Raw genomic sequence first — 18,046 nt, forward strand, 5'->3', positions numbered from 1 at the left:
CGCCCGGCGCGCGCCGGGCGGGTCCCGGGGCGCGCGCCCCGGGGTGTGCCCGGACCTGCCGGTCAGCCCCGGCCGCGATAGGGCGGCACGCCCTGATCGGGGATCCAGACCCCTTCGGGAATTGCGCCGGTTTGCCAGAACACGTCGATCGGGATGCCGCCGCGCGGATACCAGTAACCGCCGATGCGCAGCCATTTCGGGTCGAGGAAATCGACCAGCCGCCGGCCGATCGACACGGTGCAGTCTTCGTGGAACGCGCCGTGATTGCGGAACGAGCCGAGGAACAGTTTCAGCGACTTGCTTTCCACCAGCCAGTCGCCCGGCACGTAATCGATCACCAGGTGGGCGAAATCGGGTTGCCCGGTCATCGGGCAGAGCGAGGTGAATTCCGGCGCGGTGAAGCGCACGTTGTAAAGCACATCGGCCTGCGGGTTCTGCACCCGTTCCAGTTCCGCCTGATCCGGGCTTTGCGGCATGACGGTCGCGCCGCCCAGTTGCTTGAGGTTGCTGTAGATGGTTTCGTCGCTCATCTTTTGTCTCCAATCCGGCGGCTCAGACGCCGCGCTTGTTGCCCCAGACCAGAACGTGCAGTTGCGGCAGCACGCGGGGGGCGAACCATTTGTCTTCGGTCACTTTCTCGATCAGCCAGAGCAGCCGGTCGGTGGTTTGCTGCAGGTCGACCGGCAGGTCCGGGTCGACCTCGGGATTGCCGGGCTGCAGGTAGAGCGGCAGATGCGGATAGCGCGCCGCCGCGTCCTTGGCCCATTGGTAATCGGCATCGTCGAAGATGACGATCTTCATCACGGTTTGGGGCGCGTTGCCCGCAGCCTTCAGGCAGGCGTCGAAGGCGTCCCAATCGGTGACCTCGCCGCTCGACGGCGGTTTCGGGCTCAGCACCAGCGTGTCGAGATCGCCAAACCACGGTTTCGCGACCGACCCTTGGGTTTCGCAGGCAAAGCGGTAGCCCTCTAGCTTGCCCAGTGCGATCAGCGGCGCGAAGTCCTGGATCGCCGGGTTGCCGCCGGATATCGACACGGTAAGCGGCTGCCCGCCCGACAGTTCGCGCACCTCGTCCCAGACCTGCGCCGGGTCCATCGCCGCCCAGTCGTGCCGGTACTTGCTGTCCACCGCGTGCATGGAATCGCACCACGCGCAGCGGTAATCGCAGCCGCCCGCACGCACAAACACGGTGGGTTCGCCGATCAGCGCCCCTTCGCCCTGGATGGTGGGGCCGAAGATTTCCGCGATCCGCAGGGTCATGGCCGGTACTCGGCCCAGGTCTTGGGCGTTTCGCTGACTTTTACCGCGGCGGTTTCCGGCCAGCGCTGCTTGCACCAGTCGAAGAAATACTTCGCCATGTTTTCGGCGGTCGGATGGGCATCCATCACGTCGTTCAGGTGCCGGTGGTCGAAATCATCGTCGATATGGGTCTTCAGCGGCTTCAGCTCGTGATAGTCGCGCACGAACCCGTCGGCGTTCAGCTCTTTCGCGGCCAGTTCCACCACCACGATGTAATTGTGCCCGTGCAGCCGGTGGCACTGGTGATCCTCGGGCAGGTGTTCCAACCGGTGCGAGGCGGAGAAATGGAATTCCTTGGTGATCCGGAACATCAGCGCGCCTCCGCCGCCTTGACGGCGGCCTTCCAGAAATCGGGATCTTCGTAGGTGGTCGGGTCCGCGATCCCGGCCAGGTCGAAGGCTTCGCGCCGTTCCACGCAAGTGCCGCAGCGGCCGCAATGGTGCTGCCCGCCCTTGTAGCAGGACCAGGTGTCGGCGAAGGGCGTGTCCACCTTGGCGCCCTCGGTCACGATATCGGCCTTGGAGCGGTGCACGAAGGGCGTCGACAGCCGCACATCGGCATAGCCGTCCAGCGCCGCGCGCTGCATCGTGTCGAAGCTTTCGGTGAAGGCGGGGCGGCAGTCGGGATAGATGAAGTGATCGCCGCCATGCACCGCCGTCGCCACCGCTTCATCACCATTGGCCGCCGCGATACCATAGGCGATGGTCAGCATGATCGCGTTGCGGTTGGGCACCACGGTGATCTTCATCGTCTCTTCGGCGTAATGCCCGTCGGGCACGTCGATATCGTCGGTCAGCGCCGATCCGGTCAGCGCCGCGCCGATATTGCGCATGTCGATGACGTGATGCGGCACATTGAGCCGCGCGGCGCAGCGAGCGGCGAAATCCAGCTCCTTGCGGTGGCGCTGGCCGTAATCGAAGGAAACGAGCCGGGTGAGGGTCTGCTGATCGGCGATCATATGGGCAAGCGACACGGAATCGAGCCCGCCCGAGCAGATAACGAGAGTTTTCATTTTGTCAGTCCTTGTTTTGATAACCGGGTAGGCTGCGACCGGTAGGCGGGCGATATAGCGTTCGGGGGCAGGGGGTTCAAGGGGCGACAGGAGAAAGGCGCCCGCAGGGGCGCCTTTCGGGACATTTGAAACGCTCGGGGGGGCTTTATCCGGCCTGTTTCGGCTTTTGCAGCGGCGCGCGGCTCAATTCGTTGCCCGCATCGGTCACCTTCTGCATCAGCCGCAGCATCTCGGCACGCTCGGCCTCGTCGAGACCGGCCAGGATATCGGTCTGCAGCGCCCAGACGATGGGGGTGACCCGCTCCAGCAATGCGGCGCCCTTTGCGGTCAGTTTCAGCACCTTGGCGCGGCGGTCCCGCGGGCTGGTGCGCCGTTCGATCAGCCCCTTGTTCTGCAGCCGGTCCAGCACCGCCCCCATGGTCACCCGGTCATGGGCGATCAGCCCGGCCAGCGTCGCCTGATCGATATCGGGATTGCCTGACAGCGCCAGAAGCGCGCCGAACTGCACCTGGGTCAGGTCGATCCCCGCCTCCTTCATCCGGTCGGCGAAGACCGACACCGAAATCTGGTTGAGACGCCGGATCAGGTGCCCGGCCATGCTGTAGAGGTCCTGCAAGTGTCCATCCCTCGTGTCTTTGCCCGATATCTGCGCGGTTTTATCTTGGCATGCAAGCCGGGGCTGGGCCAGCAGCTTGCAACCGGGATGATCGGCCTTCCATGTCGGGATGCGACGCGGTAGCACTTGGGCAACTGTCGGCGACCGGGGGCATCCCGCCGCCGCCGATATGGTTTCTGTTAGGAAGGCGCGACATGACCAGCTACCTGTTCGATCCCCCCAAGGTCCATTCCGTTCCGGTCAAGGGCGAGGCGGGCGAATACCCGATCAACCGGATCTTCTGCGTCGGGCGCAACTACGCAGCCCATGCCGCCGAGATGGGCGGCGAGGTCGACCGCGAGGCACCCTGGTATTTCCTGAAATCGGCCAGCGCCCATGTCGCCAGCGGCGCCACCGTGCCCTATCCGCCCGGCACCGAGAATTTTCATTACGAAATGGAACTGGCGCTGGTGCTGGGCGCGCCGGTGTTCCGCGCGGATCAGGACGCGGCGATGGCGGCGATCTATGCCTATGGCTGCGCGCTCGACATGACGCGGCGCGACCGGCAGCAGGACGGCAAGGATCACCGCCGGCCTTGGGATCTGGGCAAGGATATCGAAAACGGCGCCGTGATGGCGCCGTTGACCCGCGCCGCCGACTGGCATCCGGCGGGGCAGCGCATCCACCTGGAGGTCGATGCCGAGGTCAAGCAGGACGCGACGCTGGACGACATGGTCTGGAACGTGGCCGAGATCGTGTCGCACCTGTCGCAATACTATCACCTTGTGCCGGGCGACGTGATCCTGACCGGCACCCCCGCGGGCGTCGGCCCTGTCGTGGCGGGCGATACGATCACCGGCGGGATCGACGGGCTGGACCCGATCGAGTTGACGCTGAGCGATCCCGAGTAAGGGGATTTCGGGAAAGGGGCCTGTGGGCCCTTTTTTCTTTTCCTGGCGGTGCTTTCGGGTCACCCTTGCCGGGGGAGCCTATTGTTGAGGGCAGAGGGGGCGCTGCCCCCGCCGTTGAAAATCGTTGATTTTCAACGACTCCCCCGAGGTATTTGGGCCAAGATGAAATGAGGGGATTGCTTTGGCGGCAGGGCGGCGCATCCGGGTGCGGGGGCAGGTGCAGGGGGTCGGGTTTCGGCCCTTCATCTGGCATCTGGCGCGGCGGATGGGGCTGCGGGGCTGGGTGCTGAACGATCCCGAAGGGGTGCTGATTTGCGTCTCGGGCGGCGATCTGGACGGGTTCGAGGCGGCGATCGGGGCGGAGGCGCCGGGCCTGGCGCGGGTCGATGCGGTGGAGAGCGAGGCTTTTACCTTCGACCCGCCCGATGGGTTCGAGATCGCGGCCTCGACCGGGCAGGGGGCGCAGACCGGCGTGGTGCCCGACGCGGCGACCTGTCCCGATTGCTTGGCCGAAATCCGTGACCCGAGCGACCGGCGCTTCGGCTATGCCTTTGCCAATTGCACCCGCTGCGGGCCGCGGTTTTCCATCCTCAAGGGGCTGCCCTATGACCGGGCGCAGACCACCATGGCGGATTTCGGCATGTGCCCCGATTGCGCCGCCGAATATGCCGATCCGACCGACCGGCGTTTCCATGCGCAGCCGGTGGCTTGTCCCGCCTGCGGGCCGCGGCTGTGGCTGGAAGAGGACGGGCGCGAGGTGCCGGGCGATCCGGTGGCGCTGGCGGCGGAACGTTTGGCGCGGGGGGCGGTTCTGGCGATCAAGGGGCTGGGCGGGTTTCACCTTTGCGTCGATGCGCGCCAGTCGCTGGCGGTGGCGCTGCTGCGGCAGCGTAAGCGGCGGCCGGGCAAGCCCTTTGCGTTGATGGGGGGCGAGGACACGATTGCGCGTCATGCCAAGGTGTCGGCGGCGGAATGGGAGTTGTTGCGCGATCCGACGGCGCCCATCGTGTTGTTGGAGAAAGCCGGGGAGGCGCTGCCCAACGCGCTGGCGCCGGGGTTGGACCGGCTGGGCTGGATGTTGCCCCATACGCCGCTGCATCACCTGCTGATCGACGCCACCGGCGCGCCCCTGGTGATGACCAGCGGCAATCTGTCGGGCGAACCGCAGGCGATCGGCAATGAGGACGCGCGGGGCAAGCTGTCGGGCTTCGCCGATGCGTTCGTGATGCATGATCGTGATATCGCGCGGCGGCTGGATGACGGGGTGGAACGGGTGACCGCGCAGGGGTCGATGGTGCTGCGCCGGGGACGCGGGCGCGTGCCGGGCGCCTTGCCCTTGCCCGAGGGTTTCGGGGACGCGCCACAGGTCGTGGCCTATGGCGGGCAGATGAAGGGGGCGATCTGCCTGTTGAAGAACGGCCAGGCGGTGCTGGGCCATCACTTGGGCGATCTGGACAGTGAGCTGAGCTGGGAGGCGTTTCTGCAGGCCGACCGCGACTATGCGGGCCTGTTCGATCATGACCCCGCGCGGATAGCCTGCGACATGCATCCCGATTTCCGCGCCGCGCGCCATGCGGAGGAACGGGCGGCGGCGCAGCGCCTGGCGCTGATCAAGGTACAGCATCACCACGCGCATCTGGCATCCTGTCTGGGCGACAACCTCTGGCCGCAGGATGGCGGCAAGGTGGCGGGGATCGTGCTGGACGGGTTGGGGCTGGGGGCCGACGGCACCCTGTGGGGCGGCGAGGTGTTGCTGGGCGATTATCACAGCTTCGAGCGGCGGGTCTGGCTGAAACCCGCGCCGCTGATCGGTGGCGACAGGGCGCAGGTGGAGCCCTGGCGCAACGGAATGGCGCGGCTGGATCAGGCGGGCTTGTCCGGCTGGGCCGATGATCTGTTTCCCGATGCGCCGCTGGAATTGGCGCGGCAGGCGGCGCGGGCAGGGATCAACGCGCCGCTGTCGTCCAGCGCCGGGCGGTTGTTCGATGCGGTGGCGGCGGTTCTGGGGATTTGCCCGATGGGGCATGGATATGAGGGCGAGGCGGCGATGCGGCTGGAGGCGCTGGCGAACCGTGGCGCCGGGGCGGGCTTCGCGTTTGCCCGCGAAGGTGGCGAGATCGATCCGGCGCCGATCTGGGCGGAGATTTCGGAACAGCTGGGCGCCGGTGCACCGGTCGAAAACATCGCCTGGCGGTTCCATGCGGGGCTGGCCCGGGCCTTTGCCGGGGCCGCCCGCACGATGGTCAAAAGCGGCGAGGCGGAGGCGGTGGCGTTGTCGGGGGGCTGTTTCCAGAATGCGCTGCTGCTTGAGCTGGTGCTAAGGGAGTTGGGCGATCTGCCGGTACTGGTCCATCGCCGGGTCCCGGCGAATGACGGTGGCTTGGCCTTCGGTCAGGCGCTGATCGCGGCGGCGGGGGCGATGCGGTGATCCCGGGCTTGCCCTCAGCGGCCGCCTGACGCAACCTTGGGGCAAAGCAACCGCCGGTCGTGCCACGGGAGGGCGCGCAATGCATGAGATGTCGCTTTGCCAGTCGATCCGCGAGGTGATCGAGGATCGCGCCCGCGCCGACGGGTTCGCGGCGGTCAAAACGGTGCGGCTGGAAATCGGCCGGTTTTCCTGCGTCGAAAAGCAGGCGCTGGAATTCGCCTTCGACGCGGCGATGCGCGGATCGGTGGCGGATGGGGCGCGGCTGGAAATCCGCGACCTGCCGGGGCGCGCGATGTGCTATGACTGCATGAAAGAGGTGGAAATCGACGAGCGGTTTTCCCCCTGTCCGCTCTGCGGCGGCACCATGCTGATGCCGGTCGCGGGGGACGAGATGCGGATCAAGAACCTGGAGGTGATCTGATGTGTACGGTGTGCGGATGCGGGACCAGTCATGACCATGATCACGGGCATGATCACGCCCATGGCCATTCCCATGGCGAGCTTCATTTCGGCCACGGCCCCGCCGGGGCGCAGGTCGCGGGGATGAGCCAGGCGCGGCTGATCGAGATCGAAACCGATATCCTGTCGAAGAACGACCGTTTCGCGGCGGCCAACCGGCAGGTTCTGCAGGCCAGGGGCGCCTTTGCGGTCAACCTGGTGTCCTCGCCGGGGTCGGGCAAGACGACGCTGCTGTGCAAGACGATCGAGGCCCTGGGCGATCAGCCGCTGGCGGTGATCGAGGGCGATCAGCAGACCGCCAACGACGCCGAACGCATCCGCGCCACCGGGGCGCAGGCGGTGCAGATCAATACCGGCAAGGGCTGCCACCTGGACGCGCATATGGTCGGCCATGCGATGGAACATCTCGATATCGCGCCCGGCTCTGTCTTGTTCATCGAAAATGTCGGCAATCTGGTCTGTCCCGCCGGCTTCGATCTGGGCGAGGATTGCAAGGTGGCGGTGCTCAGCGTCACCGAGGGTGAGGACAAGCCGCTGAAATATCCCGACATGTTCACCGTGTCGAAGCTGGCGCTGCTGAACAAGACCGACCTGGCGCCGCATTGCGACGTCGATCTGGACCTTTACGAGGCCAACCTGCGGCGGGTGAACCCGGGGATCGAGGTGCTGCGCCTGAGTGCGCGCACCGGCGAGGGGATGCGGGAGTGGATCGCGTGGCTGCGCGGGAACCTGGGCCGCAAGGTGCCGCAGGCGGCGGAGTGAGGAGTGGAGTGTATCACTTTGAAATATCGGCGTGAATGTGCGGTCTTTTTGGACGGAGAGGTCTGACATGTGCCTGGGCATTCCCGGCCAGATCGTGGCGCTGACCGACCCCGAGCGGATGCTGGCGCTGGCCGAAATCTCGGGCGTGCGGCGCGAGGTCAACGTCGCCCCGGTCGCCTCCGGCCCGCTGGAGGACCTGGTCGGCAAGTGGATCCTGATCCATGTCGGTTTCGCCATGGCGCTGATCGATGAAGACGAGGCGGCGGCGACGCTGCAGGCGTTGCGCGAACTGGGCGAGGCGCAGGCGGAACTGGACGCGATGGCGGCCGGGGACGCCGCGCTGGAGGGCGGGCAATGAGGTTCGCCGAGGAATTCCGCGATCCGAAAGCGGCAAGGGCGCTGCTGGCGCAGATCGCCGGGGTTGCCGACGAGATCGGGGCGACACGCGAGGCGCCGGTGCGGATCATGGAGATTTGCGGCGGCCATACCCATGCGATTTTCCGCTACGGGCTCGACAAGCTGGTGCATGAGGGGATCGAGTTCATCCACGGCCCCGGTTGCCCGGTCTGCGTGTTGCCGATGAAGCGCGTCGACGAATGTATTGAAATCGCTGAAAAAGACGGGGTGATCTTCACCACTTTCGGCGATGCGATGCGGGTGCCGGGGACGCGCGGGTCGCTGATGCAGGCCAAGGCGGCGGGGGCCGATATCCGCATGGTCTATTCGCCGCTCGACGCGCTGGAACTGGCGCGGCGCAACCCGGATCGCGAGGTGGTGTTCTTCGGGCTGGGATTCGAGACCACGACGCCCTCGACCGCGCTGTCGATCCAGGCCGCGGCGCGCGAGGGATTGGCGAATTTCAGCGTCTTTTGCACCCATATCACCGTGCCGCCGCCGATCCGGGCGCTGCTGGACGACCCCCATATGGTGCTGGACGGGTTCGTCGGGCCGGGTCATGTCAGCATGGTGATCGGCACCCATCCGTTCGATTTCATTGCCGACGATTACGGTAAGCCGGTGGTGGTGGCGGGGTTCGAACCGCTGGACCTGCTGCAATCGGTGCTGATGGTGCTGCGGCAGATCGGCGAGGGGCGGGCAGAGGTGGAAAACCAATACGCCCGGGTGGTGCCCGAGCACGGCAACCCGGTGTCGCTGGCCGCGATCACGGATGTCTATGAGACGCGGCCCAGCTTCGAATGGCGGGGCCTGGGTGAGATCGAGGAAAGCGGGCTGCGGATCAGGGATCGTTACAGGGCGTTCGACGCGGAGGCCAAATTCGGCATTGGATACGGGGCCGTGGCGGCGGAGGAGCTGGCCGAGGGCTGTGCCTGCGGTGCGGTGATGGCGGGGCGGGCGAAGCCTGTAGAGTGCCCGCATTTCGGGCGCGGCTGCACGCCCGACGATCCGTTGGGCGCGCTGATGGTCAGTTCCGAAGGGGCCTGCGCGGCCTATTACCGCTATGGCGGGGCGCGGGCGGCGGCGGAATAGGGGGCGCTGCCCCCTCCGGTTCAAAATGGGATTTTGAACCGACACCCCCGGGATATTTGTGAACAGAAGAAGGTGAGATGGCGCTGAAGGACGAAAGGGTGACACTGGCCCATGGCGGCGGCGGCAGGGCGATGCGGGATCTGATCGAGGATGTGTTCACCTCCGTGTTCCGCCCCGACGGCATGGAGGACCAGGCGCGGCTGCAGGCGGCGGCGCTGGCCGAGCCGGGGGCGCGGCTGGCCTTCACCACCGACAGTTTCGTGGTCGACCCGGTGGAGTTTCCCGGCGGCGATATCGGCACTTTGGCGGTCTGCGGCACGGTGAACGACCTGGCGGTGGGGGGCGCGAAACCGCTGTGGATTTCGGCCGCCTTCATCATCGAGGAAGGGGTGGAGGTAGCGCTGCTGCGCCGGATCGTTGCGTCGATGGCGGCGGAGGCGGACAAGGCCGGGGTGAAGATCGTCACCGGCGACACCAAGGTGGTGGAACGCGGCGGCGCCGACGGGGTTTTCGTTACCACCTCCGGCGTCGGGGTGATCCCGCCGGGGCGCGATCTGCGGGCAATGAACATCCGGCCCGGCGACGTGGCGATCGTCAACGGGGTGCTGGGCGATCATGGCGCGGCGATCCTGGCGGCGCGGGGCGAGATGGCGCTGAGTGCCGAGATCGCATCGGATTGCCAGGGATTGGGGCATCTGATGGAGGCGGTTCTGGTCACGGCCCCGGGCGCGCGCGCGGCGCGCGATGCGACGCGGGGCGGGGTGGCGGCGGTGCTGAACGAAATGGCCGAGGCGGCAGGCGTCGCCATCGAGATCGAGGAAGACGCGCTGCCGATCCGGGCGGAGGTGCGGGGCATGTGCGAAATCCTCGGGCTGGATCCGCTTTACCTGGCCAATGAGGGCACGCTGGTTCTGTTCGTCCCCGAAGCGCAGGCCGAGGCGGCCTTGCAGGCGATGCGGGGCACCGAGGCGGGGCGCGGCGCGGTGGCGATCGGCCGGGCGGTTGCGGGCGCGCCGGGGCGGGTCAGCCTGCGCAGCGCCTTCGGCGGCAGTCGGATCGTCGACATGCTGGTCGGCGAACAATTGCCGAGGATTTGCTGATTCCGCGCGACTTTCGCGCGGTGCTACCGTTTAAGGGGATCGAGCGCTAAGGGATTTCCCGCATAGGCAGATCGAGGCGACGCTGTCATACATACTTTAGTTCAAATACACGACAATTTGCGCGCCTCGATTGTCCCTAAGCGACGTGGAAACGAAAAATGAGTAGTGCAAATATGGTGCCAAGCGGTCGAAAGCCGCTGAAGAACAAACGCTTCGCACTGAGGATCACAGAAAGGAAGGTCGCTATGTCGTTCCAGTTCAAACCCTCCGATTTGGCTGACAGCACTCTTGTCCCTGTTCCATCTTCCCCCCAGAAGAAGGAATTCGAGCTGAGTTCGGGATGGTGGATGCTTCCCCTTCTGTCCAGCGGCGCGTTGTTCTGGTTCTGGTTCGTCCCTACGGTTGCCCAGAACCTGTCCTGACGCGTAGGGGCAGGGTCTCGTCCCCAACAAGTTCTGCCCCTGCGCAACTCTCTCTCGTCCTTTCTCGCGTAAACAGGGTGTGCCGATGGCATGCCCTGTTTCGTTTTTCAGGATCGGGGTTTGCGGCCGGGGGGCGTTTCGGGGCGATTGTCGGGCTCTACGTGGTCTGCGTCAGGCCGGGCGAAACCAGCCCGCCACCGTCGCGATCTGAAAGCGCAGCGCGCCCGACAAGGACAGGATGGCGCAGCTGACCAGCACGAAGACCCGCAGCGGATCGCCTTCGGTCATTGCGGCTTCGGCGATCAGCCACAGGCCGACGCCCAGAAAACAGAGCGTCGAAATCATCTGTCCGACGGAACCGGTGCGCTTGTTTCTCATCTTTGCGGTCTCCTTTCCGGATCACCCTGCAGTATTTATGCCATTCTCGTCGAAGCGGAAATCCTGCGGCAGGTCGATCACCGGCATGTTGGCGCTGATGCCGCGGTCGAGCTGGTAGATATAGGCCAGGATCATCGCCACCGCCGAATAGAGCTCGGGGTGAATTTCGCTGCCAAGGTCGCTGGTGAAGTAGATCGCACGCGCCAGCGGCGGGACTTCCAGGATCGGCACGTTGTGCAGGGCGGCGCGTTCGCGGATCTGGAACGCCATCGACCCTTCGCCAAGGGCCAGCACCACCGGCGCCTTGGTTTCGCCCGGCACATAGCGCAAAGCGACCGAGAAGTGTTTCGGGTTGGTGATGATCGCATTGGCGTCGAACACGTTTTCCAGCGCCGCGCGCCGCGCCGCGCCCTGTTGCGAGGCTTCCATCTGCCTGCGCCGGATCGCGCCTTTGACCTCGGGCGACCCTTCGGTCTGTTTCGCCTCGTCCTTCATTTCCTGCTTGGTCATCTTCAGGCTCTTGTTCATGCTGAAGGCCTGATAGAACAGGTCGACCGCGCCGATCACCGCCAGCCCCAGCACCAGCGCGACCAGCACCCGGTAGGTGACCCGCGACAGGGTCGCCATCGATTCACCCACGGTCATGAAGGCGGTGGTGTCGAGCACCGGCAGCCATTGCCACAGCACGATCCCGGCCAGCCCGCCAAGCAGGAACACCTTGAGCAGCGCCTTGCCCAGTTCGACCAGCGCCTTCATCGACACCATCTTGGCGACACCCTTGAGGATGTTGAATTTTTCCAGCTTGGGCTGCATGTTCTTGCCGGAAAAGATCAGCCCGCCCATCGCCGCCTGAATTGCCAGCGTCGCGATCAGCAGCGGCAGGCCGACGGCCAGCGAAATGATCCCGACATATTTCATCCCCTCCAGCAGCCGGACCACCATCAGCGAATCCAGCGTTTCGGCCGATCCGAAGCGGAAGAAGGTGCTCCAGGCGGTGGCCATGGTGGGGCCGTAGAGCCCGGCCGCCATCAGGATCACGATCGCCCCCAGCATCGAGGCGAAGACGAACATTTCCTTGGAAGTAACGACCTTGCCGTCGTTTTTCGCGTCCTGTTTCTTTTTCGGCGTCGGTTCTTCTGTCTTTTCCTGGCCGTCGTCGCTCTCAGCCATTGGCGGCCTCCGTCATCATCTGCATCAACGCGTCGATGGACGCCTCGATCAGCCGGTCGAACGCGGTTCCCAGGATCGGCGCGCCGAGATAGAGCAGCACGATGGTGACCGTCATGGTCAGCGGGAAACCGAAGGAAAAGATGTTGAGCTGCGGCGCCGAGCGGGTGATCACGCCGATGCCCATGTTGACCAGCAGCAGCACGGTCACCACCGGCATCATCAGCCGTGCGGCGAAGGTGAACATTTCGCCAGCTGCCGCGACGCCCGACTGGATCAGGATGCCGGGGTCGAAGACGCTGCCGGGCGGGATATAGGTATAGCTGTCAAGCAGGATGCGCAGCGCCACCAGGTGGTTGTCGGAGGCGACGAAGAACACCATCAGCGCCAGGCTGAACAATTGCCCCACCACCGGTGCCTGCGCGCCCGAGGCCGGGTCGACCTGCGCGGCAAAGCCCAGACCCGCGGTGGCGGCGATCCGGTCGCCCGCCATCACCGCGGCGGAAAAGAAGATCATCAGCAACAGCCCCGCCGACAGCCCGATCGCCAGCTCGCCCAGGATCAGCCCCACGGCGGCGGTATCCATCAGGGTTTCGGGATCGGGCAGGTCGGCAAAGCTCATCACCGGGATGGTCAGCATGACCGAGGTGACGATGCGCACCTGCAGCGGAATGAAGCGGGCGCCGAACACCGGGGCGGCGATGATGAAGCCGCCGATCCGCAGCATGGCGAACAGGAACAGCACCGACATCTCGACGGCCTGGCCCATTTCCACGCCGGGCACGCCGGAATCGTATGAAATAAAGTCTTCCACGGATCAGTGCATATTGGCGACCATGTCGAAGACATGGGTGAAATAGTCGGTCAGCGTTGTCATCATGAACCCCGCCGCCAGCGCCATGGTCAGCAGAACCACCGCCAGTTTCGGCACGAAGCTGAGCGTGGATTCGTTGATCGAGGTGGCGGCCTGGATGATGCCGACCAGCAGACCCACCGCCAGCGCGATGGCCAGCACCGGGCCTGCGGTCAGCAGGATGTTCCAGTAGGCCAGCTTCAGCTGTTCGATATTCGCGTCGAAATCCATCGCTTATCCTCCGACCCCGCTGGCGAAACTGTTGACCAGCGATCCCATGGTCAGCGCCCAGCCGTCGACCAGCACGAAGAGCAGCAGCTTGAACGGCAGCGATACCAGCATCGGCGACAGCATCATCATCCCCAAAGCCATCAGGATCGAGGCGATCACCATGTCGATCACCAGGAAGGGCAGGAACAGCAGGAAGCCGATCTGGAACGCGGTTTTCAGCTCCGAGGTAATGAAGGCGGGCAACATCACCGACAGGGGCACGTCGGCTTCGTTTTCATAGGGCCCGTCGCCGGCCAGGTCGGCGAACATCATCAGGTCGTTCTTGCGGGTGTTTTCCACCAGGAAACCGCTGATCAGAGTGCGCGCCTTGTCGAAGGCTTCCATCGGAGCAAGCTGACCGTCCAGATAGGGCGCGATGGAGCTGTCATAGACCTCTGTCAGCACCGGCTGCATGATGAAGAAGCTCAGGAACAGCGCGATGGCGATCAGTACCTGGTTCGGTGGCGTCTGCTGGGTGCCGAGCGCCTGGCGCAGGATCGACAGCACGATGATGATGCGGGTGAAGGCGCTCATCCCCAGCACGATCGAGGGCAGCACGGTCAGCGCCGTCATCAGCGCCAGGATCTGCAGCGACAGCGAATATTGCGTCTGGGTGTCGCCGCCGGGGGCGGTGATTTCCAGCGCCGGCAGGCCTTGCGACAGGGCCGGCGTGGCGCCAAGCCCCAAGATCACGAGCAGCGGAACAAGGCGCCTCATGCCGCCACCTTGACGATTTCGGGCTTGGCCGCGCCCTTGGGCAATGCGGTGACCACCGGGGCCTGCCGCTTGGTGGTGACCACCAGGAATTCATCCCCGTCCACGGCAAGCAGCATCGCGCGGGCATCGGGGCCGAGGGCGGTGACCTCGGCGATTTGCATCCGGCGGCCCTTGGCCATGCGGCCGGACAATTTAGAACGATTGGCCTGAACCAGCAAAAGTGCAGCAACCAGAACGGCCAGGAACCCGCCGACCGTCAGTATCTGGTCGATTTGCAGGACATCGGTAACCATAACACGCCTCTCCTAAACGGCTATACTGACCGTTTAGGGGCATGTTTCATGCCAAGCAGGCGTGGGCTGGAAAATATTGGAAAGGCGGCGGCAGGGTCAGATCTGCATCCGGTCCTTGGGGTCGACGATATCGCCGAAACGGATGCCGAAGCGTTCGCCGACCACGACCACTTCGCCCTTGGCGATGGTGGTGCCGTTGATCTGGATATCCAGCGGATCGCCCGCCATCCGGTCCAGTTCGACCACCGATCCCTCGTTGAGTTTCAAAAGGTCCTGGATGGTGATTTCGGTCCGGCCCACTTCGACGGTCAGCTTCACCTTGACGGTTTCCAGCACGCCCAGCCCGTTGAGCAGCTGGCTGGTTTGTTCAGGGGCGGGGGTGGTGGCGGGAACAGAAGGGTCTTGCACGGCGGTGTCTTCACTCATGACTTTGGTCCTTTCGACTCATAGGGCCGGGTTAGTCTGCAATTCGGCGGGTCAGGTTCAGGGCGGATTTGCCCGAGGCTTCGCCGAGATCGGCTTCGAACAGCGGCCGGCCTTCGACCAGCAGGCGCGGGGCAGGGGTCATCTGCACCGGCACCACTTCGCCCGGTGCGACATTGCCGATGCGGCCCAGCGGCACCGAGGGTTCGGCCAGGATGGCGGTGATGTTCAGCGGCACGTTCAGCACCGCGCGTTCCATCTTCTCGCGCCAGCTGAGGTCTTCCTCCAGCAGGTCCGAATGCATCCGCGAGCGCAGCTGGGCGGCGATCGGTTTCAGCGTCTGCAGCGGATAGATGATGTCGAAATTGGCCGGGTCGGCTTCGGGCAGCTGCACCATGAAGGAACAGTTCACCACCATGTCCTCGGCATCGGCGAAACTGGCGAAGCTGAGGTTTTCCTCGCGGTTCTGCACGTCGAAGGTGATCGGCATCAGGTCGCGCCAGGCCAGCGCCATCGCTTCGTTCAGCCCGTCCGACACCAGTTCGATCACCCGCTGTTCGGTCGGGGTGAATTCCGTCCTGCTGTTGCTGGGCGTGTTGCGGATCGACCCGCCGTAATAGGCATCGGTCAGCATCGACACGAAATCGCGCGGGATCACCATCATCTGACTGCCGCGCAGCGCCTCGACCCGGCTGGTGGTCAGGCTGACGAAATTTTCCACCTCGTCGCTGTAATCGGCGAAGCTTTTGACCTCGGGCGGGAAGGCGGAAATCCTCGGCTGCAGCCGCAGCATCGGCAGGAACACGGTCCGGGCCAGGCGGCAGAACCGTTCATTGATCATCCGCAACCCGTAATAATCGCCCATCAGCGACAGGTTGTTTTCGCCGAACTTGTACGGCTTGTAGGATATCTCGCCGTCCTGGAATTCGTTCTCGGCGGTATCGAGATCCATCAGGCCGCCAACGAGTGCGGCGAGTTCCCCGGAGGAAAGCTTGTGCGTCCCTGACATGTTGCCTGCCATTTGCGTGCCTCACTGCATCACGAAGACGGGGAAGAACACGCTTTCGATGCCGCCGAAGCCTTCCAGCTGTTCCAGCCGGGCGTTGATGGCGTCGCGCAAAGCGGCGGACAGGGCGTCGCGCCCCTCGGTGCCTTCGACATCCGCTTCGGTGAAGGTGCTCAGCACCGCCAGCATGTCCGAGCGCAGCGCCATTTCATGGGTCTGCACATTGCCCAGCACCGCCTGATCGTATTGCGTCGCCAGCCCGATGCCCAGCTGCAGGAACCGGGTGGACCCTTTCAGGTTGGTGGTCAGCGGGTCGGGGAATTCGTAATACTGCGTCTCGAACAGCGGCGCATCGGGCAGTTCGCGCGGGATGCGCTGCGGTTCGTCTTCGTTCATATGGGTGCCGTCCGGACCGGTTTCCTCGATCAGGCGCAGCACTTCGTCTGCCGGGCTCATCGTCGACTGGGTCACATATTGACCGGCGAAGAAACCGCCCGCCGCCAAGCCGCCGCCCAGAATGAGCAGGAACAGGTTTTTCAGCATTCCGCCGCCCTTCCTTTGTACCGATCCATCAACCGTTGCATTAGCCATAACCTTTTACCTCAGGCGATAATATCAATGCCCTTGTCGGGGGCTGCTTGCATGGATTGTGCCGAAAGCTCCTCATCCGACGAATTTTGCCACGCATCGGTTCCGGAACCGGAATTCCCGCTCATCTGACCGCCCTGGCCGCCTTGGTCCTGGAAGCTCTGGCCGCTGCTGGCGTGGTGCTGGGTCAGGTCCAGACCCGCCTTTTGCATCATGTCGGCCAGCCGCGACTGGTTGTCGTTCAGCATCCGGGCGGCGGCATCGGTTTCGGTGACGATATTGACCGCCACGTTGCTGCTGTCGCGCATGTCCAGCTTGATCGTCATCTTGCCAAGCTTTTCCGGTTGCAGGGCGATTTCGATCTCGCTTTGGCCCATTTCCTGCGCCGCGCGGATCATCGAGGTCAGGTTCACCGGCCAATCCGGATCGACCATCTGCAGGTTGCGGGCGGCGGCGTTCGCGTTCGAGGCGCTCGAGGTGGCGGTGGCGACGGTTTCGCCCATTTCACCGGCCTGCACGGTGACGACGCCCGCCTGCGGTGCGCTGGCCGAGGCCTGGGCCTCTGCCTGCTGCGCGGCGCTGATCGCTGCCGCTGCGGCGGTGGCGACGGTTTGCTGCATGAAATCGGGCTCAAGCGTATCGGAGGCGGCACCGTCCAGGCTCAGCGCCTCGTCGATCACGCTGTCGAGGGCAGGGGCGGTGGTGTCGGTGCCGGTTTCGACATGATCCGTCGCTGCGGCCTGCGCATCGCCGCCATTCAGCGGCGCGGGCTGGCCATTGGCGGCCTGGCCACGTCCGGCATCGGCAAGCGCGGCCTGCACTGCGGCCTTGACCGCCTGAGTGTCGGGGGCGGTGGCTTCAACGGCGGTTTCCGCGCCCGCCTCGCCGGTTTCGGACAGGCTGCCATTGGCCATCCGGGCGGCGGCCGCAACGGCGGCGCCGGGGGCCTCACTGGCTTTGCCCGCGGCTTTACCGGCGTCCGAATTCTCGATCTTCTGGCCGGGGGCGAACTGTTCGGCGAGTTCCTTGGCCCGGGCGGCGGCCTCGGATTCCGTCAGTTGCAGCGCGGGCTTGGTCTCTGCGTCGGGCGCAAGCTGTTGCCCGGCGATGGCTTCCGTCACGGCCTGCCCTGCGCCGGGCAGAGCGGTCTTGCCGGCATCGCTTTGGCCCTCGGCCTGGGACAGGGCGGTGTCGCCGGTCAGCGCCGTGGCTGCGGTCTTGGCGGCATTGGCCGTTGCGTCGGTCACGGCGTCCGCCGCGCCTGCAACCGCTGCGGCGCCGTCGGCCTTCTGAGCGGTTCCGGCCAAAGCGGATGCGGTCGCCGCCTTGCCCTTGAGCAGCAGCGAGGTCGCAGTTTCGATCTCACCCTGCGATGCGTCGGGCAGGGGGATCGCGGTTTCAACCTGACCTTCTGCCGCGACGGCCGCCGCGACCGCTGCCGGATCGGGTTTCGCCGCCACCACCGGGGTCAGTTGGTCGATGGTGCTGGGCAGGCCGGTCGGGGCCGTCGCGTCATCGCCGGTTTCCCCGGACAGGACGGAAAGCGGCAGCAGCGCCTCGCTTTCACCCTCACCGGCCTCGGCGGTTTCGCCATCGCCAGGTTCGCCGTTTTCATTGTCGGAATAGAAGGTGATGCCGGACCCGTTCGAAGCGGCCTCGGCGGTGTCGTCCGCGGCGGGCTTGCCCTTCGCTTCGGCAACGTTGCCGGGGACGGCATTGATATTCTGCGACCCTTTCAGCAGCTCGGCAAAATCGGCTGCCCCTTCGGTGCCGGGCTTCGCTTTTCCGGACATGCTGGCCGGGAAAATGGAAGGCGCTCCGGAGGCGGTGACAGGCGTAACGGTTTGCGGCATCGTTATTCCATGGAGTTCGTGG

At 65.2% G+C, this 18,046-nt stretch carries 23 protein-coding genes; 8 read left to right on the forward strand and 15 right to left on the reverse strand.

What is annotated here, in order from left to right; genetic code table 11:
- Nucleotides 1-62: 62 nt before the first annotated feature.
- The 5 genes from queF to GR167_RS00025 all read right to left on the reverse strand — a co-directional run bounded on the left by queF (nucleotide 63) and on the right by GR167_RS00025 (nucleotide 2,927).
- The gene (gene queF / locus GR167_RS00005; protein ID WP_160971394.1) at nucleotides 63-530 is read right to left on the reverse strand and encodes a preQ(1) synthase; all 468 of its coding nucleotides are present in this window, start codon (nucleotides 528-530) and stop codon (nucleotides 63-65) included.
- Nucleotides 531-552: 22 nt separating this feature from the next.
- Nucleotides 553-1,260 carry a 7-carboxy-7-deazaguanine synthase QueE gene (gene queE / locus GR167_RS00010; protein ID WP_160971395.1) on the reverse strand — a complete coding sequence of 236 codons (708 nt, stop codon included), beginning with the start codon at nucleotides 1,258-1,260 and terminating at the stop codon, nucleotides 553-555.
- On the reverse strand, nucleotides 1,257-1,610 hold the full coding sequence (gene queD, locus GR167_RS00015) for a 6-carboxytetrahydropterin synthase QueD (RefSeq protein WP_160971396.1): 354 nt from the start codon (nucleotides 1,608-1,610) through the stop codon (nucleotides 1,257-1,259). The genes queE and queD overlap by 4 nt, the downstream gene beginning before the upstream one ends.
- Nucleotides 1,610-2,311, reverse strand: a complete 702-nt coding sequence (gene queC / locus GR167_RS00020; RefSeq protein WP_160971397.1) for a 7-cyano-7-deazaguanine synthase QueC — start codon at nucleotides 2,309-2,311, stop codon at nucleotides 1,610-1,612. Before queC ends, queD begins: the two co-directional genes overlap by 1 nt.
- A gap of 145 nt (nucleotides 2,312-2,456) precedes the next feature.
- Nucleotides 2,457-2,927 carry a MarR family winged helix-turn-helix transcriptional regulator gene (locus GR167_RS00025; RefSeq protein ID WP_235915797.1) on the reverse strand — a complete coding sequence of 157 codons (471 nt, stop codon included), beginning with the start codon at nucleotides 2,925-2,927 and terminating at the stop codon, nucleotides 2,457-2,459.
- Between the two features lie 194 nt (nucleotides 2,928-3,121).
- On the opposite strand from GR167_RS00025, the gene GR167_RS00030 reads away from it, so the two are divergent.
- The 8 genes from GR167_RS00030 (at nucleotide 3,122) to GR167_RS00065 (ending at nucleotide 10,476) form a co-directional block, all read left to right on the forward strand.
- Nucleotides 3,122-3,817: a fumarylacetoacetate hydrolase family protein gene (locus GR167_RS00030; protein WP_160971398.1), complete on the forward strand. Its 696-nt coding sequence runs from the start codon at nucleotides 3,122-3,124 to the stop codon at nucleotides 3,815-3,817.
- A 175-nt stretch (nucleotides 3,818-3,992) separates the two neighbouring features.
- Nucleotides 3,993-6,245 (forward strand): carbamoyltransferase HypF, encoded by a 2,253-nt coding sequence (gene hypF / locus GR167_RS00035; protein ID WP_160971715.1) that lies wholly within the window; start codon nucleotides 3,993-3,995, stop codon nucleotides 6,243-6,245.
- Nucleotides 6,246-6,324: 79 nt separating this feature from the next.
- Nucleotides 6,325-6,666, forward strand: a complete 342-nt coding sequence (gene hypA / locus GR167_RS00040; RefSeq protein ID WP_160971399.1) for a hydrogenase maturation nickel metallochaperone HypA — start codon at nucleotides 6,325-6,327, stop codon at nucleotides 6,664-6,666.
- Nucleotides 6,666-7,466, forward strand: coding sequence for a hydrogenase nickel incorporation protein HypB (gene hypB / locus GR167_RS00045; protein WP_160971400.1), 801 nt, complete (start codon nucleotides 6,666-6,668; stop codon nucleotides 7,464-7,466). Before hypA ends, hypB begins: the two co-directional genes overlap by 1 nt.
- 67 nt (nucleotides 7,467-7,533) lie before the next feature.
- Nucleotides 7,534-7,824 (forward strand): HypC/HybG/HupF family hydrogenase formation chaperone, encoded by a 291-nt coding sequence (gene hypC, locus GR167_RS00050; protein ID WP_160971401.1) that lies wholly within the window; start codon nucleotides 7,534-7,536, stop codon nucleotides 7,822-7,824.
- Nucleotides 7,821-8,954, forward strand: coding sequence for a hydrogenase formation protein HypD (gene hypD, locus GR167_RS00055; RefSeq protein WP_160971402.1), 1,134 nt, complete (start codon nucleotides 7,821-7,823; stop codon nucleotides 8,952-8,954). Before hypC ends, hypD begins: the two co-directional genes overlap by 4 nt.
- Nucleotides 8,955-9,031: 77 nt before the next feature.
- Complete coding sequence (hypE, locus tag GR167_RS00060) at nucleotides 9,032-10,054, forward strand: hydrogenase expression/formation protein HypE (protein WP_160971403.1); 1,023 nt, start codon at nucleotides 9,032-9,034, stop codon at nucleotides 10,052-10,054.
- A gap of 245 nt (nucleotides 10,055-10,299) precedes the next feature.
- Complete coding sequence (locus GR167_RS00065) at nucleotides 10,300-10,476, forward strand: hypothetical protein (RefSeq protein WP_160971404.1); 177 nt, start codon at nucleotides 10,300-10,302, stop codon at nucleotides 10,474-10,476.
- 171 nt (nucleotides 10,477-10,647) lie between these two features.
- Here GR167_RS00065 and GR167_RS00070 read toward each other — a convergent pair whose 3' ends face one another.
- From GR167_RS00070 to GR167_RS00115, 10 genes are all read right to left on the reverse strand, one after another.
- Complete coding sequence (locus GR167_RS00070) at nucleotides 10,648-10,854, reverse strand: hypothetical protein (protein WP_160971405.1); 207 nt, start codon at nucleotides 10,852-10,854, stop codon at nucleotides 10,648-10,650.
- A gap of 21 nt (nucleotides 10,855-10,875) precedes the next feature.
- Entirely contained in the window at nucleotides 10,876-12,024 is a 1,149-nt protein-coding gene (flhB, locus tag GR167_RS00075; protein WP_160971406.1) for a flagellar biosynthesis protein FlhB, read from the reverse strand.
- Complete coding sequence (gene fliR / locus GR167_RS00080) at nucleotides 12,017-12,835, reverse strand: flagellar biosynthetic protein FliR (protein ID WP_370741198.1); 819 nt, start codon at nucleotides 12,833-12,835, stop codon at nucleotides 12,017-12,019. The genes flhB and fliR overlap by 8 nt, the downstream gene beginning before the upstream one ends.
- Before the next feature lie 3 nt (nucleotides 12,836-12,838).
- Entirely contained in the window at nucleotides 12,839-13,105 is a 267-nt protein-coding gene (fliQ, locus tag GR167_RS00085; RefSeq protein ID WP_160971407.1) for a flagellar biosynthesis protein FliQ, read from the reverse strand.
- A 3-nt stretch (nucleotides 13,106-13,108) separates the two neighbouring features.
- Complete coding sequence (gene fliP, locus GR167_RS00090) at nucleotides 13,109-13,861, reverse strand: flagellar type III secretion system pore protein FliP (protein ID WP_160971408.1); 753 nt, start codon at nucleotides 13,859-13,861, stop codon at nucleotides 13,109-13,111.
- Nucleotides 13,858-14,154, reverse strand: a complete 297-nt coding sequence (locus GR167_RS00095; RefSeq protein ID WP_160971409.1) for a flagellar biosynthetic protein FliO — start codon at nucleotides 14,152-14,154, stop codon at nucleotides 13,858-13,860. The genes fliP and GR167_RS00095 overlap by 4 nt, the downstream gene beginning before the upstream one ends.
- Nucleotides 14,155-14,250: 96 nt before the next feature.
- Nucleotides 14,251-14,580: a flagellar motor switch protein FliN gene (fliN, locus tag GR167_RS00100; protein ID WP_160971410.1), complete on the reverse strand. Its 330-nt coding sequence runs from the start codon at nucleotides 14,578-14,580 to the stop codon at nucleotides 14,251-14,253.
- 31 nt (nucleotides 14,581-14,611) lie between these two features.
- Entirely contained in the window at nucleotides 14,612-15,586 is a 975-nt protein-coding gene (gene fliM / locus GR167_RS00105; protein WP_160971411.1) for a flagellar motor switch protein FliM, read from the reverse strand.
- A gap of 21 nt (nucleotides 15,587-15,607) precedes the next feature.
- Nucleotides 15,608-16,126, reverse strand: a complete 519-nt coding sequence (locus GR167_RS00110) for a flagellar basal body-associated FliL family protein (RefSeq protein ID WP_235915798.1) — start codon at nucleotides 16,124-16,126, stop codon at nucleotides 15,608-15,610.
- Between the two features lie 59 nt (nucleotides 16,127-16,185).
- Nucleotides 16,186-17,964 (reverse strand): flagellar hook-length control protein FliK, encoded by a 1,779-nt coding sequence (locus tag GR167_RS00115; protein ID WP_160971413.1) that lies wholly within the window; start codon nucleotides 17,962-17,964, stop codon nucleotides 16,186-16,188.
- Nucleotides 17,965-18,046 lie beyond the last annotated feature (82 nt).

The sequence above is a fragment of the Thalassovita mangrovi genome, from assembly GCF_009857745.1.
GTDB classification, from domain to species: domain Bacteria; phylum Pseudomonadota; class Alphaproteobacteria; order Rhodobacterales; family Rhodobacteraceae; genus Thalassobius; species Thalassobius mangrovi.

Bases quoted from the DNA above. Each gene is read 5' to 3' on its own strand.
- GR167_RS00030 (WP_160971398.1), top strand. From the start codon at position 3,122: ATGACCAGCTACCTGTTCGATCCCCCCAAGGTCCATTCCGTTCCGGTC.
- hypB (WP_160971400.1), top strand. From the start codon at position 6,666: ATGTGTACGGTGTGCGGATGCGGGACCAGTCATGACCATGATCACGGG.
- GR167_RS00095 (WP_160971409.1), bottom strand. From the start codon at position 14,154: ATGGTTACCGATGTCCTGCAAATCGACCAGATACTGACGGTCGGCGGG.
- flhB (WP_160971406.1), bottom strand. From the start codon at position 12,024: ATGGCTGAGAGCGACGACGGCCAGGAAAAGACAGAAGAACCGACGCCG.
- GR167_RS00110 (WP_235915798.1), bottom strand. From the start codon at position 16,126: ATGCTGAAAAACCTGTTCCTGCTCATTCTGGGCGGCGGCTTGGCGGCG.
- fliP (WP_160971408.1), bottom strand. From the start codon at position 13,861: ATGAGGCGCCTTGTTCCGCTGCTCGTGATCTTGGGGCTTGGCGCCACG.
- fliN (WP_160971410.1), bottom strand. From the start codon at position 14,580: ATGAGTGAAGACACCGCCGTGCAAGACCCTTCTGTTCCCGCCACCACC.
- hypD (WP_160971402.1), top strand. From the start codon at position 7,821: ATGAGGTTCGCCGAGGAATTCCGCGATCCGAAAGCGGCAAGGGCGCTG.
- GR167_RS00065 (WP_160971404.1), top strand. From the start codon at position 10,300: ATGTCGTTCCAGTTCAAACCCTCCGATTTGGCTGACAGCACTCTTGTC.
- queC (WP_160971397.1), bottom strand. From the start codon at position 2,311: ATGAAAACTCTCGTTATCTGCTCGGGCGGGCTCGATTCCGTGTCGCTT.
- hypE (WP_160971403.1), top strand. From the start codon at position 9,032: ATGGCGCTGAAGGACGAAAGGGTGACACTGGCCCATGGCGGCGGCGGC.
- fliQ (WP_160971407.1), bottom strand. From the start codon at position 13,105: ATGGATTTCGACGCGAATATCGAACAGCTGAAGCTGGCCTACTGGAAC.
- queF (WP_160971394.1), bottom strand. From the start codon at position 530: ATGAGCGACGAAACCATCTACAGCAACCTCAAGCAACTGGGCGGCGCG.
- hypC (WP_160971401.1), top strand. From the start codon at position 7,534: ATGTGCCTGGGCATTCCCGGCCAGATCGTGGCGCTGACCGACCCCGAG.
- queE (WP_160971395.1), bottom strand. From the start codon at position 1,260: ATGACCCTGCGGATCGCGGAAATCTTCGGCCCCACCATCCAGGGCGAA.
- GR167_RS00115 (WP_160971413.1), bottom strand. From the start codon at position 17,964: ATGTCCGGAAAAGCGAAGCCCGGCACCGAAGGGGCAGCCGATTTTGCC.
- queD (WP_160971396.1), bottom strand. From the start codon at position 1,610: ATGTTCCGGATCACCAAGGAATTCCATTTCTCCGCCTCGCACCGGTTG.
- GR167_RS00070 (WP_160971405.1), bottom strand. From the start codon at position 10,854: ATGAGAAACAAGCGCACCGGTTCCGTCGGACAGATGATTTCGACGCTC.
- hypA (WP_160971399.1), top strand. From the start codon at position 6,325: ATGCATGAGATGTCGCTTTGCCAGTCGATCCGCGAGGTGATCGAGGAT.
- fliM (WP_160971411.1), bottom strand. From the start codon at position 15,586: ATGTCAGGGACGCACAAGCTTTCCTCCGGGGAACTCGCCGCACTCGTT.